Source organism: Arthrobacter sp. LjRoot14, assembly GCF_964253905.1.
Lineage (GTDB): Bacteria > Actinomycetota > Actinomycetes > Actinomycetales > Micrococcaceae > Arthrobacter.
Genome location: NZ_CAXURL020000001.1, coordinates 903560 through 918764, shown reverse-complemented (window position 1 = coordinate 918764; position 15205 = coordinate 903560). Strand labels below are relative to the sequence as shown.

General features: G+C 66.0%; 14 protein-coding genes and 1 tRNA gene. 6 read left to right on the top strand and 9 right to left on the bottom strand.

The window, feature by feature from the left end:
• The first annotated feature begins 9 nt into the window (after positions 1-9).
• Together ACSQ12_RS04335 and ACSQ12_RS04330 are read left to right on the top strand one after the other, a co-directional pair.
• The gene (locus tag ACSQ12_RS04335; RefSeq protein ID WP_209748612.1) at positions 10-372 is read left to right on the top strand and encodes an ArsR/SmtB family transcription factor; all 363 of its coding nucleotides are present in this window, start codon (positions 10-12) and stop codon (positions 370-372) included.
• Positions 369-851, top strand: a complete 483-nt coding sequence (locus ACSQ12_RS04330; RefSeq protein WP_436064465.1) for an SRPBCC family protein — start codon at positions 369-371, stop codon at positions 849-851. The genes ACSQ12_RS04335 and ACSQ12_RS04330 overlap by 4 nt, the downstream gene beginning before the upstream one ends.
• Positions 852-993: 142 nt before the next feature.
• Here the strand turns inward: ACSQ12_RS04330 and sucD are convergent, their stop codons facing one another.
• The 6 genes from sucD to ACSQ12_RS04300 form a co-directional block, all read right to left on the bottom strand.
• A complete protein-coding gene (gene sucD / locus ACSQ12_RS04325; RefSeq protein ID WP_043478543.1) occupies positions 994-1896 on the bottom strand; it encodes a succinate--CoA ligase subunit alpha in 903 nt (300 codons plus the stop codon).
• Positions 1897-1907: 11 nt separating this feature from the next.
• Positions 1908-3077, bottom strand: a complete 1170-nt coding sequence (sucC, locus tag ACSQ12_RS04320; protein WP_209747160.1) for an ADP-forming succinate--CoA ligase subunit beta — start codon at positions 3075-3077, stop codon at positions 1908-1910.
• A gap of 224 nt (positions 3078-3301) precedes the next feature.
• A complete protein-coding gene (locus ACSQ12_RS04315; protein ID WP_436064464.1) occupies positions 3302-4009 on the bottom strand; it encodes a hypothetical protein in 708 nt (235 codons plus the stop codon).
• Between the two features lie 18 nt (positions 4010-4027).
• Positions 4028-5326 carry a glycosyltransferase gene (locus ACSQ12_RS04310; protein ID WP_436064463.1) on the bottom strand — a complete coding sequence of 433 codons (1299 nt, stop codon included), beginning with the start codon at positions 5324-5326 and terminating at the stop codon, positions 4028-4030.
• 134 nt (positions 5327-5460) lie between these two features.
• Positions 5461-7953, bottom strand: coding sequence for a DNA helicase PcrA (pcrA, locus tag ACSQ12_RS04305; RefSeq protein WP_436064462.1), 2493 nt, complete (start codon positions 7951-7953; stop codon positions 5461-5463).
• 44 nt (positions 7954-7997) lie between these two features.
• Entirely contained in the window at positions 7998-8846 is an 849-nt protein-coding gene (locus tag ACSQ12_RS04300) for an inositol monophosphatase family protein (RefSeq protein ID WP_436064461.1), read from the bottom strand.
• Between the two features lie 106 nt (positions 8847-8952).
• Between ACSQ12_RS04300 and ACSQ12_RS04295 the strand changes: the two genes are divergently transcribed.
• Positions 8953-9576, top strand: coding sequence for a hypothetical protein (locus ACSQ12_RS04295; protein WP_436064460.1), 624 nt, complete (start codon positions 8953-8955; stop codon positions 9574-9576).
• Here the strand turns inward: ACSQ12_RS04295 and ACSQ12_RS04290 are convergent.
• On the bottom strand, positions 9548-10348 hold the full coding sequence (locus ACSQ12_RS04290) for a DUF998 domain-containing protein (protein ID WP_436064459.1): 801 nt from the start codon (positions 10346-10348) through the stop codon (positions 9548-9550). The two genes, ACSQ12_RS04295 and ACSQ12_RS04290, sit on opposite strands and share 29 nt — an antisense overlap.
• Positions 10349-10433: 85 nt before the next feature.
• Between ACSQ12_RS04290 and ACSQ12_RS04285 the strand changes: the two genes are divergently transcribed.
• The 3 genes from ACSQ12_RS04285 (at position 10434) to ACSQ12_RS04275 (ending at position 11502) form a co-directional block, all read left to right on the top strand.
• Positions 10434-10506, top strand: a tRNA-Arg gene (locus ACSQ12_RS04285).
• 1 nt (position 10507) lies between these two features.
• A complete protein-coding gene (locus ACSQ12_RS04280; RefSeq protein WP_436064458.1) occupies positions 10508-11065 on the top strand; it encodes a DUF6314 family protein in 558 nt (185 codons plus the stop codon).
• Positions 11062-11502, top strand: coding sequence for an NUDIX hydrolase (locus tag ACSQ12_RS04275; RefSeq protein ID WP_436064457.1), 441 nt, complete (start codon positions 11062-11064; stop codon positions 11500-11502). Before ACSQ12_RS04280 ends, ACSQ12_RS04275 begins: the two co-directional genes overlap by 4 nt.
• Here the strand turns inward: ACSQ12_RS04275 and ACSQ12_RS04270 are convergent.
• On the bottom strand, positions 11499-13412 hold the full coding sequence (locus tag ACSQ12_RS04270; RefSeq protein WP_436064456.1) for an ABC transporter ATP-binding protein: 1914 nt from the start codon (positions 13410-13412) through the stop codon (positions 11499-11501). The genes ACSQ12_RS04275 and ACSQ12_RS04270 overlap by 4 nt on opposite strands.
• Positions 13409-15118 (bottom strand): ABC-F family ATP-binding cassette domain-containing protein, encoded by a 1710-nt coding sequence (locus tag ACSQ12_RS04265; RefSeq protein WP_436064455.1) that lies wholly within the window; start codon positions 15116-15118, stop codon positions 13409-13411. Before ACSQ12_RS04265 ends, ACSQ12_RS04270 begins: the two co-directional genes overlap by 4 nt.
• Positions 15119-15205 lie beyond the last annotated feature (87 nt).

Below are 15205 nucleotides of genomic sequence, written 5' to 3'. Positions count from 1 at the left end.
GGGCAGGCTATGGACACCGGCGACGACGAGCTGCTCGACGCGGCCTTTATGGCCCTCGCCGACCCGGTCCGCCGCCGCATCATCGCCCGGCTCAGCCGGGGCCCGGCAACCGTAAACGAACTGGCGGAACCCTTCGCGATCACCAAACAGGCGGTCTCGAAGCACATCCAGGTCCTCGAGCAGGCGCGGCTCGTCACCCGCACGCGTGACGCCCAGCGCCGGCCCGTCCACCTGAACCCTGCACGGCTGGAGGCACTCACCGCGTGGATCGACCAGTACCGGCTGGTCCGCGAGAGGCAGTTCCGCAGCCTTGACGCCGTGCTCCAATCAAACGCCGCCTCACGCGGCGCAGAGGCAAAGGACCCATCATGACCAACGCCCTGAAAGTCACCGTTCCGGAAGGACTGCCCTTCATAGACTTCGAGCGGGAGTTCGATTTTCCCGTGGCGGATGTCTTCCGCGCCCACAAGGAGCCCGAACTCGTTGCCCAGTGGCTGGGACCGCGGCGGCTGAAAATGGACGTGGACCACTACGACTTCCGGACCGGCGGGAGCTACCGCTACACGCACACCGCGCCCGGCGGCGAAAGCTATGGCTTCAACGGCGTCTTCCACACTGTCCGGGAGAACGACTTCGCCATCCAGACTTTCGAGTTCGACGGCTACCCGGATGTGGTCAGCATCGAGTTCCTGACCTTCGTGGACCTCGGCGGCGGCCGGTGCCGGCTGACCGGCCACTCCGTCTACCCGAGCCAGGAAGCCCGTGACGGCATGGCGCAGTCCGGCATGGAAGGCGGCATGACGGAGGGCTACGAGCGGTTGGATGAGCTGCTCAGCAGCGCCAAAGTCTAAGACACAAAAGTACGACGTCGGACGGTCCCCCTCCCGGGGCACGCGACCGTCCGACGTCGTACTTTAACCAGAAACGCGGGGCCAACCGGCCGTCCCGAAGGACGGCGGGGTGACCCCGCGTTGTAGTGCTCTGTTGCTTAGCCTAGAGGGCTGCGTAAACTTCGCGCAGCAGCTTGGCAGTCTCGGACGGCGTCTTGCCGACCTTCACGCCGGCAGCTTCGAGGGCTTCCTTCTTGGCCTGCGCGGTACCCGCGGAACCGGAGACGATGGCGCCTGCGTGGCCCATGGTCTTGCCTTCCGGAGCGGTGAAGCCTGCCACGTAGCCGACAACCGGCTTCGTGACGTGGGCCTTGATGTAGTCCGCCGCGCGCTCTTCAGCGTCGCCACCGATTTCACCGATCATCACGATCGCCTTGGTCTCCGGGTCAGCTTCGAAGGCTTCGAGGGCATCGATGTGCGTGGTGCCGATGACGGGGTCGCCGCCGATGCCGATGGCGGTGGAGAAGCCCAGGTCGCGCAGTTCGTACATCATCTGGTAAGTCAGGGTGCCCGACTTGGAGACGAGGCCGATGGGGCCCTTGCCCGTGATGTTGGCCGGGGTGATGCCTACCAGGGCCTCGCCCGGGGTGATGATGCCGGGGCAGTTCGGTCCGATGATGCGGGTGACCTGCTTGCCGTTCGCGTCAACCTTGGACTGGGCCAGTGCCCAGAACTCGGCGGAGTCCTGGACCGGCACGCCTTCGGTGATGACGACGACCAGGCCGATGCCGGCCTCGATGGCTTCAACGACGGCATCCTTGGTGAAGGCCGGCGGCACGAAGACGATGGAGACGTCGGCGCCGGTCTCGGCCATGGCTTCCTTGACGGTGCCGAAAACGGTGATTTCGTTATCGCCGTGCAGGACCGTGGTGCCGGCCTTGCGGGCGTTGACGCCGCCCACAATGTTGGTGCCGGCCTTGAGCATCAGGGCGGTGTGCTTGGTGCCTTCGCCGCCGGTGATGCCCTGGACGATGACCTTGGAGTCCTTGTTCAGATAGATAGACATGGTGCGTCCCTTTACTTAGCTGCGTTGGCGAGCTCGGCGGCCTTGTCGGCGCCCTCGTCCATGGTGGCGGCCAGGGTAACCAGCGGGTGGTTGGCCTCGGCCAGGATGCGGCGGCCTTCCTCGACATTGTTGCCGTCGAGGCGGACGACCAGCGGCTTGTTCGCGGAGTGGCCCAGCTCGGCCAGTGCTCCCACGATGCCCTTGGCCACGGCGTCGCATGCGGTGATTCCGCCGAAGACGTTGACGAACACGGACTTGACCTGCTCGTCGCCCAGGATGACGTCCAGGCCGGCTGCCATGACCTCGGCGGAGGCTCCGCCGCCGATGTCCAGGAAGTTGGCCGGCTTGACGTTGCCGTGGTTTTCACCGGCGTAGGCAACGACGTCCAGGGTGGACATGACCAGACCGGCGCCGTTGCCGATGATGCCGACTTCGCCGTCCAGCTTGACGTAGTTCAGGTCCTGCGCCTTGGCCTTGGCCTCGAGCGGATCAGCAGCGTCCTTGTCTTCCAGGAGTGCGTGCTTGGCGTGCCGGAAGTCGGCGTTCTCGTCCAGGGTCACCTTGCCGTCAAGGGCGACGATGTCGCCGGCGCCGGTCTTGACCAGCGGGTTGACCTCCACCAAGGTGGCGTCTTCCTTCTTGAAAACGTCCCAGAGCTTCAGGATGACGTCGGCGACTTTGCCGCGCAGTTCCTCAGCGAAGCCGGCAGCGGCAACGATTTCGTCGGCCTTGGCCTGGTCGATTCCCACTGCGGGATCGATGGCGATCTTGGCCAGTGCGTCGGGGCGTTCGACGGCGAGCTGTTCGATTTCCATGCCGCCTTCAACCGAGCACATGGCCAGGTAGTTGCGGTTGGCCCGGTCCAGCAGAACGGAGAAGTAGTATTCCTCGGCGATGTCCGCGCCCTGGGCGATCATGACTTTGTTGACCGTGTGGCCCTTGATGTCCATGCCCAGGATGTTGGTGGAGTGTTCCAGCGCCTCATCGGCGGTCTTTGCGACCTTAACGCCGCCGGCCTTTCCGCGGCCACCGACCTTAACCTGTGCCTTGACGACAGTTACGCCGCCGATCTTCTCGGCAGCTGCCTTTGCTTCTTCAGGGGTGTGCGCCACGATGCCAGCAAGCACGGGTACACCGTGCGCCTCGAACATATCGCGCGCCTGATATTCAAACAGGTCCACGGTTTAGTGTCCTTCTACGTCGAAGTAGTTTCTGTACAGCCGGACCCCACGTAATCGTGGTTACCGGGCTGCGGAATAAACGCACCCTGCGACTGGTTCGGAAACGAGCCACACGGCGCAATGCTCCTCTCGGAACTCTAGTCCTTTCTGCGGACCGGCCCGTTCCAGAGTACCTGTTATGTGAGTAAGGACACTATTCTATGGAGCGTAGAAAAACCGCTAGATTACGGGGTTTTTGGCGCCTCTGACGGCGTCGCGGAGGGGTCTGCACTGTCCGCGGAAATTAGTTCGTAACGGTCCCGCGAAACGAAGAAGGCAACGCCGGCCGAGACGTTTCCGCAGGCCACGCCGCCGTTATAGGCCGAGCATCGCAGGCCGTTGCGCTCGAGGTTCTGTCCGTCCTCCAGTACAGGCAGCTGGGATACCGGCCCGTTTTTGCTCCCCTTGGGCCCGAATTCGGCCTCCATCTGGGTGACGCCGGAGCGGCATTCGCCGTAGCTCGCCTTATCCGGCGTGAGCAACGCGGTGCCGCCGAGGTAGCCCAGGCCCGTGCCGGCACAATCATCCTTGACGTCCGCAGCTTCGGGTTTGGGGTAAACGGCAAGTTCGCAGTGCGCTACCGGGACGATTGCCAGCTTGTTGTTGGCGCCGTCGCTGTACGCATTCTGCTCATAGGGCAGGCTGACGTGCTCGCCGCGTGCCGAGGTCAGCGAGCAGACAACGCTATGGTCGGCGGTGACGAAACTGAGCACGTCGCTGCCCGCAGAGAACCGGGTACCGTCAGCCACAGGTGCCTGCTCGAGCTGTTCCAGCGCCGGTAGCGGCGGCGGCGGAACATAGTTCGGGTCCTTCTGCGTAATAGTGCAGGAAGTGCAGGCCAGCAGGATGAGGGCGGCCAGGATCCCCGGTACAGTCCGTCGCATGCGCTCCATTATGCCCCGGTGGCAGCCTCAGCCCAGTGTGCGACTGCCCGCGCCCTCCACTACTGCGGCAGCAGCTTCAGCGGGATCCTCACCCTCGAACTGCTCTTGCATCTTCCGTGCGCGGCTCTTCCAGCCGGGATCCGTCAGGACCTGTCGCACTGCAGCGGCGATGTCGGCGGGCTTGGGTGATTCCGTTCTGAGGTTAATGCCGACGCCGGAGTATTCCACCCGGGCATTAACATCACTCTTGCCCTCGTTGATGCCCGACACCACCAACGGAACACCCTTGGACAGGCTCAGCTGCACGCCGCCAAATCCGCCGTTGGTGATAAATACATCCGTGAAGTCAAAGACCTCCGCAAAGTCCACGTAGTCCCGCACCACCACGTTGGGCTGCGCGTAGCGGGCTTTCAACGCCTCGGTGCCGTGCCCGCCGGTTGCGACGATGACCAACGCATCCATGTCCTTGACCGCTTCAAGCGCCGGAACGATGAGTTTGTCCTGGTCGAGGTTGTCCACAGTTCCCTGGGTTACAACGAGTGTTGCTGGATAGGACCGGGGAAACTCGCCGTCCCCGCTGGACCCGGTGCCGGCCTGGCCAGCCGCCCGGTACGGCAGGAGCGCACCGACGTAGTGCACTTTGGGGTTGACCCGGCGCCGCGGGAAATCGAGGGATTCCGGGCCGGTCTGGATAATGGCGTCCGAGCACCGGTAAGGCTCGTCCGTCAGCCGGCCCCTCGGAACAGCCTGGCCGTAGGCGGCATGCTGCCGGCGGTAGCTTTGGCTGGCCGCCCGAAGGATGACCTTGTCTGACAGCAGCCCGGCCAGGCCCTGGACCGCCTTCTCAACGGGAGTGCGGGGCGGCCGGAACCCGAAGAAGAGCGGGGGTACCTGCGAGTCGCTTTCCATGTTGGGGATCGCGACAAAATTCACCACCGGCATGCCCATCAAATGGGAGACGAGACGGTGAATGAACATGGAGCTGTCGACCACGGCAACATCGAACGGATACTCCTGCGCGACTTCGCGGATGTCCTCGAAGAAGTGGCTGACGTTGCTGGCGAATATTTTCTCTCCGTCGAAGCCGATGGCCCGTGGGCCTTTCAGCTTGGCCCGCTCCGGATAGAGCTCATTGAGGTTGTCCGCGCGGTGCTCGATGGCCCTGCGGAAGGGGAACTGCTGGATTCCCATTCCGCTGAGCCTGTCTGCATAGACGGGACCCGTGTACCAGGCCACCTCGTGGCCACGGTCATTGAGCCGCATCGCCACGCCCGTCATGGGGTTGAAATGGCCGTCAATGGCCTGGCTGGCGAACAGGATCTTCACGGTGGCGCCCCCGAATCTGCTGTGCTCAAGTGGCCTGCGCTTCACCGGATTCCCGGCTACCCGGCGGTTTGCCGGCTACTGGCGCGTTCCTGAACTGTAAGTCAGCCGGCGTGCCCGGACAAGGGTAAGCGTGGCTAGGCGTCGAGCTTCGTCAGCGGCGCGTACCTCAGCAGCAGGCGCTTTTCGCCGACGCTGAACTTCACCTTGGCCACGGTCTTGTCCCCGGCGCCTTCAACGGCCAGGACCGTGCCGTTGCCGAAGCTCGTGTGGTTGACCTTGTCTCCGACGCTGACGGCCACCACTTCCTTTTGCGGCTGGACGCGGTTCTTCGCGACGGCGGCCGGAACATCGGCATTGAAGCCGGCGGAAGGGCTGGCGGCCTGGCCGCGGGCCGTGCCGGCGCCCCAGAATGAACCGCTGTAGCGGCTGGACCCGATGGCGGCTCCGCTCCCCCAGCCGCCGACCTGGCGGCTGGTGCCTTCACGACGCCACTCCACCAGCTCGGCCGGGATCTCCTCGATGAACTGGCTGGCCGGGTTGTATTGGCTCTGGCCCCACATGCTGCGGACTTCCGACCTCGTCACATAGAGGCGCTTCCGGGCACGGGTCAGGCCCACGTAGGCCAGTCGGCGCTCCTCCGCGAGTTCCTTGGGATCCGTGGCGGAGCGCTGGTGCGGGAAGAGGCCGTGCTCCATGCCGGTGAGGAAGACCACGGGGAACTCCAGCCCCTTGGCCGTGTGGAGGGTCATGAGTGTGACGACGCCCAGCCGTTTGGCTTCCGCCACGGCGGCGTCGATGTCCGCGCCCGGGGCGTCCGGTATCTGGTCCGCGTCCGCCACGAGGGACACCTGCTCCAGGAAGGCGCCCAGGGAACCTTCGGGGTTTTCCTGTTCGTATTCACGCACGACGGCGACCAGTTCGGCGAGGTTCTCCACCCGGGATTCATCCTGGGGATCGGTGCTGGACCGCAGCCCGGCCAGGTAGCCGGTCTGCTCCAGGACCGCTTCCAGGGCGGCCGCCGCACCCGAGCCGCTGGCCACCTCGGCAAGATCGTCCAGGAGTTTCACGAAACCCAGCACGGCGTTGACCGAGCGGGTAGCCATGCCGGGCGCCTGGTCCGCCCGGCGGGCGGCGGCCATAAAGGATGTCCGTTCGCGTTCGGCCAAGGCTGCCACGGCGCCCTCGGCGCGGTCTCCGATGCCGCGCTTGGGTTCGTTGAGCACCCGGCGCAGGTTGACGTCGTCGTCGGGGTTCACCAGCACGCGCAGGTAGGCAAGGGCGTCCTTGATTTCCTTGCGCTCGTAGAACCGCGTGCCGCCCACCACCTTGTACGGCAGTCCCACGCGCACCAGGACGTCTTCAATGGAACGTGACTGGGCGTTGGTGCGGTAGAAGATGGCGACGTCGCCGGGACGGAGGTTGTCCTCGTCCTGCAGCCTGTCGATTTCCTTGGCGATGAACTGGGCTTCGTCGTGCTCGTTCTCGCCCACGTAGCCGATGATTTTGTGGCCTTCGCCCTCGGCGGTCCAGAGCCGTTTCTCCGGCCTGTTGGGGTTGCGGGAGATCACCGAGTTCGCGGCGGTCAGGATGTTCTGGGTGGAGCGGTAGTTCTGTTCCAGCTTGATGGTGCGGGCGTTCGGGTAGTCCTTTTCGAACTCGACGATGTTGCGGATGTCCGCGCCGCGGAACGCGTAGATGGACTGGTCCGAGTCACCCACCACGGTGAGCTCGGAGGCCCCGGGACCTTCGCCCACTATTTCACGGACCAGTGCGTACTGGGCGTGGTTGGTGTCCTGGTACTCGTCCACCAATACGTGCCGGAAGCGCCGGCGGTACGATTCGGCGAGCGCCGGGAAGGCACGGAACATGTACACGGTTTCGGCGATGAGGTCGTCAAAGTCCATGGCGTTCGCCTGGCGCAGCCGCTGGGTATAGCCCTTGAACACATCGGCCACAGCGGACTCGAAGGGATCGTTGTGGTTGGCGGACGAGGAATAGGAATCCGCGTCGATGAGCTCGTTCTTCAGCGCCGAGATCTTGTGCTGGATGGCCTTGGGCGCGAATTTCTTGGGATCCAGGTCAAGGCTCTTGGACACCTGCGTGACCAGGCGGAGCGAGTCCGCGGAGTCATAGATGGAGAAATTGGACTTCAGCCCGACATTTGCGGCTTCCTGCCGGAGGATGCGCACGCAGGACGAGTGGAAGGTGGAAATCCACATGATCTTGGCGCGGCGGCCCACCAGCGCCTCGATGCGTTCCCGCATTTCCGCGGCTGCCTTGTTGGTGAAGGTGATGGCCAGGATCTCGCCGTGATGCGCCCTCCGCGTGGCGATGAGGTAGGCGATCCGGTTGCTGAGCACGCGTGTCTTGCCGGATCCGGCTCCTGCAACGATGAGCAGCGCACCGCCGGTGTGCTTGACCGCTTCTTCCTGCTGGGGGTTCAGTCCCTGGAGGAGTTCGTCCACGCCGGGCAGCTTCGGACGTGCCCGTTCCCCCTCGGATTCCGGCCCGCCGTTCCCGTAGCGCGCCGGATCTTCGCCGGCCCCGGGGCGCGACTTGGTGAGCGCTGCCCCTTGCGGGGCAGCCTTGAACGGTCCGTCAGCATACGGGTCAAACAACATATCCATGGTGCTATAAGTCTAGGCGGTGGGGCCGACACTAACTTCCGTGGCTACTCCACCGAGCCCGATTCCAGGGCAGCGCGGAGCTGCCGGACCGCCGTCGTGCCTCCCGCGACGAACCACTCGAGTCCGTTGATCCGGACGACGTCGGCGGTGCCGCCTGCCGCGATCACGATTGCCTTCCCGGGCAGCCAGTCCCACTCGGGGCAGCTGTGCTGGAACCAGCAGTCCAGTTCGCCGTCGGCCACCCGGCCCAGGTCACAGGACCCTGATCCGAACATCCGCAGCGCCGCTGCGGCGGTGGCCGCTGCATGCCAGGGCATGGCGCACAGCGGGTCAGCGAGCCACGTGGGGTGGATATACGTCGCTGCCCCCTGCTCTGCCAGCGGCTTCAGCGGCCTGGCCCCGCCGTCGTCGTGGAAAGAGGTGAGCCGTTCACCGTTCAGGGTTGCGGGGCGGGTGGTTCCGCCGAGCCAGAGCTTGTCCTCTTCGGGCTGGAAAATGGCGCCCAGGACCGTGCCGGCGGCGTCCTTGAGGGCGAGCGCGGAGCACCAATATGTGGAGCCGTGCAGGAAGTTGTAGGTGCCGTCCACGGGGTCGATCACCCAGGTCCGGCCGCTGTTCCCCTTCACGGAGGCGCCTTCCTCCCCCAGGATGCCGTCGTCCGGCCGGCAGCGGCGCAGCTGTTCGAGCACATAGTCTTCGGCGGCATGGTCGGCGGCCGTGACAACATCGGATACCGAGGTCTTTTGTTGCCCTTCCAGGCCGCCCTGGCGCATCATGAGGGCCAGCATTCCTGCTTCCCTGACCAGCGCTTCGGCCAGCTCGTAGTCGTCCAGGCCCGCGTTGAGTTCCGCCGCGCTGTGCCTGCCAAGTTTGTGTCTTCCGAGTTCCGTCACGCGTCCAGCCTATAGGTGGCCTTCGGCCAAGGACAGGATCCAAGGACAGGAGTCAAGGACAGGCTTAGGGAACAGCAGCGTGCACGGGACCAGCGATAATGAACGCATGGCCAAGACACCAGCACAGCGGATCAAGAAGCACGGCGCCAAGGCGTCCGTTCCCCAGCACCATCTGCCGCCGGTGATCAACCCCACCACGCAGCGGACCCCGGAGAAGGCGCAGAACAACAGCAGCCTGATCCTCATTGCCGGCGTCGTGGCCAGCCTCTTCCTGTTCTGGTACCTGCATTTGCTGACGCTGAACCAGCTCACCCAGCTCTCCGGGGGCCTGCCCATGCCGGATTCGCTGATCGGGGGCTTTGACCAGGGGTTCGTGGACCAGCTGAGGTCGGCCATGAACGAGGACGCGCGCGGCCAGCTCAACTACCTCCATAAGACGGCGGGCACCCTGTTCCCGCTGATTTTCAGCTTCACCTGGCTGCTGCTGATCGGGACCAACGTTGCCCGCAAGCCGCTCCGCTGGGCGCTCTGGGCGCTCCCGCTCCTCTTCGCCGCCGTGAGGTTGTGGGGGAACGCCGCCATTGATTCGATGATGTCCGCGTCAGCGGTCGACGCCGGCCAAGTGGCCCTCGCGTCCGCCCTCACCGTTGCCGGCTGGGTACTGCTCGTGCTGAGCCTGCTGGCTGGCGGCGCTGCCGTATTTATTGGCCGGAAGCCGCGGAAGCCGTAGCCCGGGCTGCGGCCCGCGCAGCCTTCCGCACCTTCAGTTCCCGGCGCACGCGCTGGGCAATCACCAGCCCCGCAGTGGCCAGGCCCACGGTCACGGGGTAGCCCATGAAGCGTTCCAGGGTGCCCGGTTCCGGGACATCCATGCCGGTCAGGCCGCCGATCACCAGCGCCACGAAGGAAACCGCTCCGCAGGCGAGGATGAACCAGGCCAGGGGTGATTGCCTCAGCCACAGCACTCCCAACAGCAGCAGCGCCAGCGCTCCTCCCAGGAAGAACATCACGGCGCCGGTCAGATGCACGGCAAACCATCCGGCGTCTTCGGGCACCACTCCCACGATGATTGTCCCGGTTCCCGCGGTGAGGGTAAGGACCTTGGCCGCGAGGGCGGTAAACCACGGCATGCGGTGGCCGGGCCCGAAAGCGAGCCGGACTCCGGGCCGGGCCGCCACGCACAAAAGTGCCGAGCTGAGCAGCAGCGCCCCCACCAGCATGCCCACGCCCTGCACCACGAACGAGGCATTCATCACCGCGTGCAAGGGTGAGCACACGTCCCGGCCCTCGTAGACGGCGCACTGGGTGGCGCCCAGATCGCTGATGTAGCCGGTCCGCCGGTCGTAGGGTTCCGGCCCTGCCCACGCCGCGATCACAGCCGACTCAGCCACGAAATACTGCAGCACGCTCAGCTTGGCCCACGCCCCGAAATACTCGCGGCTTGAGGCGATATCCGGCAGGAAACCGGCCCGGTAGGAAGTTGCTGGTGTTGCTGCAGTCATGCCAAGAGCGTAGTACGGGCCGGCACCTTGTATGCTTGTATCCGTGCCCGAACAGGACGGCCTGTGCCAACCGCTTCGGACGCCCGCCCTCGTAGCTCAGTGGATAGAGCACGGCTCTCCTAAAGCCGGTGTCGTTGGTTCGATTCCAATCGAGGGCACTTGAACTTCCAGCCGCAGGATGCAGCTAAGAATGCAGCGCAGAGTGAGGCGCAGGAATTCGATCTGCGTGCCTACCTGCTCGGCAGCTGGTCCGTGGAACGCGCGCTGCGGGACCGCAGCACCGGCGCACGGGGCACTTTCACCGGCGTCGCCCGGTTTTCCGTAAAGGACGACGACGGCGGCCTTGACTTCCATGAAGAGGGCACCATGCGCTGGCCTGCTCCGGCCGGCGGCACCTTCACCGGCACGGCAAGCCGTGACTACATCCTGCAGCCTGCCGATGCCCCTGCTGCGATGGATATGACGTTCCCCGACGGGCGGCCTTTCCACCGAATGAGCTTCCGGGAAACGGCCAGACAGGACAACCACTGGTGTGATCCGGACACCTACCGCGTGACGTACGCCCACCGCGGACCCAACGAATTCAGCTATACGTGGGATGTCCAGGGGCCGAGGAAGGACCTGCTCCTGGAATCGGTGCTGCGCAGGCTCGGTCCGGGCGAAGACCGGCCCGCCGCGGATGGGCCATGGCCGGATGGGCTAGGGTCGGAGCCGTGAAAGACCGCATTGTTGTGTCCGCCGTCTGCGTCTATGACCAAACCGGCCGCCTGCTGACCGTCCGCAAGCGCGGCACGGACAAGTTCATGCACCCCGGCGGTAAGCCAGAACCCGGCGAAACCGCGGCCCAGGCCGCCTCGCGTGAACTACTGGAAGAGGTGGGCATCGCTGTGGCGCCGGAAGACCTCCGCCTCATGGGCGTGTGGCTTGCCGACGCCGCCAACGAGGCAGCCACGGACATCGAGGCCACGGTTTTCGCCGCTCCGGGCACGTGGAGTGCGCACCCTTCAGCGGAGATAGCCGAAATCCGCTGGCTCGACCTGGCCGGCGAGCTGCCGCCCGACCTTGCACCGCTGCTGACGGACCATATCCTGCCCGCCCTCGCCGCAGGCCAGGCCCGGGGCAGCGCCCAGGGCCAGGTGCAGGGCCGGGCCTAGAACTCCGGAACGGCCTCTTCCACGACGGCGCTGGCTTCGGCGAACTGCGTGCGGTAGAGCTCCGAATAGCGGCCTTCCGCGGCGAGCAGCTCGGTGTGGGTGCCGCGCTCCACGATGGTGCCGTCCTCCACCACCAGGATCATGTCCGCGGCGCGCACGGTGGACAGCCGGTGGGCGATGACGACGGCGGTGCGGCCCTCGAGCGCCGCCCCCAGGGCAGCCTGCACGGCCGCCTCATTGGTGGAATCCAGGGCTGCCGTGGCCTCGTCCAGGATCACTACCCGCGGCTGCGCGATCAGGAGCCGGGCAATCGTGAGGCGCTGGCGTTCGCCGCCGGAGAGCCGGTAGCCGCGCTCCCCCACCACCGTATCGAGGCCGTCCGGCAGGGATCGGATCATGTACTCGAGCCGGGCCCGGCGCAGCACATCCCACATGTCTTCTTCGGTGGCGTCCGGACGGGCCAACCGCAGGTTGGACGCGATGGATTCGTGGAACAGGTGGCCGTCCTGGGTCACCATGCCCAGCGTTGCCCGCATCGAATCAAAGGTGGCGTCACGGACGTCCAGCCCGCTTCCGGGCTTGGTGCCGCCAAGGCGCACGGCGCCGGAGTCGACGTCGTACAGGCGTGACAGCAACTGGGCGATGGTGGACTTGCCGGCGCCGGAGGATCCCACGAGGGCCACGGTCTGGCCGGGTTCCACCCGGAAGCTGATGCCGTGCAGCACTTCTTCGCCGCCGCGGGTGTCCAGGGTGGACACGTCCTCAAGGGACGCCAGTGACACCTTGTCAGCGGAGGGGTAGGCGAAGCGGACGTCGTCGAACTCCACGGACACCGGTCCCGGCGGCACCACCACGGCGTCGGGCTTCTGCTGGATGAGGGGCTTGAGGTCCAGGATCTCGAAGACCCGCTCGAAACTGACCAGTGCGCTCATGATCTCCACCCGTGCATTGGATAGGGCGGTGAGCGGCGCATAGAGGCGCGTGAGCAGCAGCGCCAGCACCACGACGTCGCCCGCGGCCAACTGCCCCTGCAGGGCGAGGAAGCCGCCCAGCCCGTACACGAGGGCGAGCGCCAGCGCCGAGACCAGGGTCAGTGCGGTGACAAACGTGAACTGGAGCATGGCGGTCCGTACGCCGATGTCCCGGACGCGGCCGGCACGGACGGCGAACTCGCGGGATTCCTCGTCGGGGCGGCCGAAGAGCTTGACCAACGTCGCTCCGGGCGCAGAGAAGCGTTCGGTCATCTGCGTGCCCATGGCGGCGTTGTGTTCGGCGGCCTCGCGCCGAAGGTCGGCCAGTTTGGACCCCATCCGGCGTGCCGGGATGAGGAAGATCGGCAGCAGGATCATGGCCAGCACGGTCACGAGCCAGGACTTGCCCAGCATCACCACGAGGGTCAGTGCCAAAGCCACCACGTTGCTGACCACGCCGGACAGCGTGCCGGCGAAAGCGGACTGCGCGCCGATGACGTCGTTGTTCAGCCGGCTGACCAGGGCTCCGGTCCGGGTGCGGGTGAAGAAGGCGATCGGCATCTTCTGGACGTGGTCGAACACCTTGGTGCGCAGGTCCACGATCACGCCCTCGCCGATGGTGGAGGACAGCCAGCGCGTCACGAGCCCAAGCCCGGCTTCGGCGACGGCCACGACGGCGATCAGCACGGCCAGCCGAATCACCACGTCGACGCCCACGCCGGCGATGATGGCGTCCACCACCTGGCCGGCAAGGACGGGTGTGGCCACCGCAAGGACTGCCGTGGCGATGGACAGCAGCACGAAGGCGATCAGCTTGCCACGATGCGGCCGGGCGAAGCCGAACACGCGCTTCAGGGTGGCCTTGGAGAACGGCTTGGAACCGCTGGAGGCCCGTGTGATGTTGTAAAGGGAGCTCCAGGCTACCCGGTCCATGCTCATCTTGGCTGGCCTTTCGTGGCGCGTTCATTGGCTCGGTCCGTGCCGCCGTGCGGCGATCCTGCGTCGGCGTGCTGTTCGGTCACCACGCCGTCCTCGACATTCCACCGGACGTCCAGGCGCACGTTTTCCAGCAGCCGCCGGTCGTGGGTCACCAGGAGCAGCGCGCCGTCGTAGCTTTCCAATGCTTCCTCGAGCTGTTCGATCGCGGGCAGGTCCAGGTGGTTGGTGGGCTCATCGAGGACCAGCAGGTTCACCCCGCGGGCCTGCAGCAGCGCCAGCGCGGCCCGGGTCCGCTCGCCCGGAGAGAGCGAGTCGACCGGGCGGGAGGTGTGGTCGGCCTTGAGGCCGAATTTGGCGAGCAGGGTGCGGACCTCCGCCGGGGTCAGCCCGGTCAGGACAGCTTCGACGGCGTCACCCAGCATGAGATGCCCGGCCAGCAGGCCGCGGGCCTGGTCGATCTCGCCGACAGCTACCGAAGCGCCCATCGCGGCGTTGCCGGAATCGGGCTCCCGGATCCCCAGCAGGAGCCGCAGGAGCGTGGACTTGCCGGCTCCGTTGGGCCCCGTGATGCCGATCCGCTCCCCCGCGTTGAGCTGCAGGTTAACGGGCCCGAGGGTGAAGTCGCCCTGGCGGACGACGGCGTCGCGCAGCGTTGCCACCACTGCGCTGGACCGCGGCGCCTGGCCAATGCTGAACTGCAGCTGCCACTCCTTGCGGGGTTCCTCGACTTCGTCGAGGCGGGCGATCCTGGATTCCATCTGCCGCACCTTCTGGGCCTGCTTCTCCGATGATTCGGTGGAAGCCGCACGGCGGATCTTGTCATTGTCCGGACTTTTCTTCATGGCGTTGCGCACGCCCTGGGAGCTCCACTCGCGCTGCGTCCTGGCACGGGAGACCAGATCCGCCTTGGTGGAGGCGAACTCTTCGTAGCGCTCCCGGGCATGACGGCGCGCCACGGCGCGTTCCTCCAGGAATGCCTCATATCCGCCGTCGTACACCGCCACGGAGTTCTGTGCCAGGTCCAGCTCCACGATGGTGGTGACGCAGCGGGCCAGGAATTCACGGTCATGGGACACCAGCACCACGCCGCCGCGGAGGCCCTGCACGAAGGATTCAAGCTTGGCCAGTCCGTTGAGGTCCAGGTCGTTCGTGGGCTCATCGAGCAGGACAACGTCGAAGCGGCTCAGCAGCAGGGCAGCCAGCGCCACACGGGCAGCCTGCCCGCCGGAAAGTCCCGTCATGAGGGCCTCCGGCCCCACCTCCAGCCCCAGGTCGGCAAGGACCGGTGCGATCCGCTCGTCAAGGTCCGCCGCGCCGGAGGCCATCCAGCGGTCGAATGCCAGGGAATAGGCGTCGTCGGAGCCGGGGGCGCCCGAACCGAGGGCCTCCGCCGTGGACTCCATGTCCGCCGTCGCCTGGGCGCAGCCGGTACGGCGCGCCACGTAGTCCGCCACGGTTTCGCCCGGAATGCGTTCGTGTTCCTGCGGCAGCCAGCCAACGAAGGCGTCCGACGGAGCCAGGCTGACCGATCCCGCCAGGGGCTGGTCCACACCGGCCAGCAGCCGGAGCAGGGTGGATTTGCCGGCGCCGTTCGCACCCACAACGCCCACAACGTCGCCCGGCGCCACCGTGAGGGAAAGTTTTGAGAAGAGTGTGCGGTGGTCGTGACCGCCCGAAAGGTCTTTGGCAACAAGGGTTGCAGTCATTAGTCCATCCTCTCACTGCGGCCCAAAACGGCCTGAAATGCCGCCGGGCATGGAAGAACCCGCTGGTCCGGACTTGGGGGGTGTACG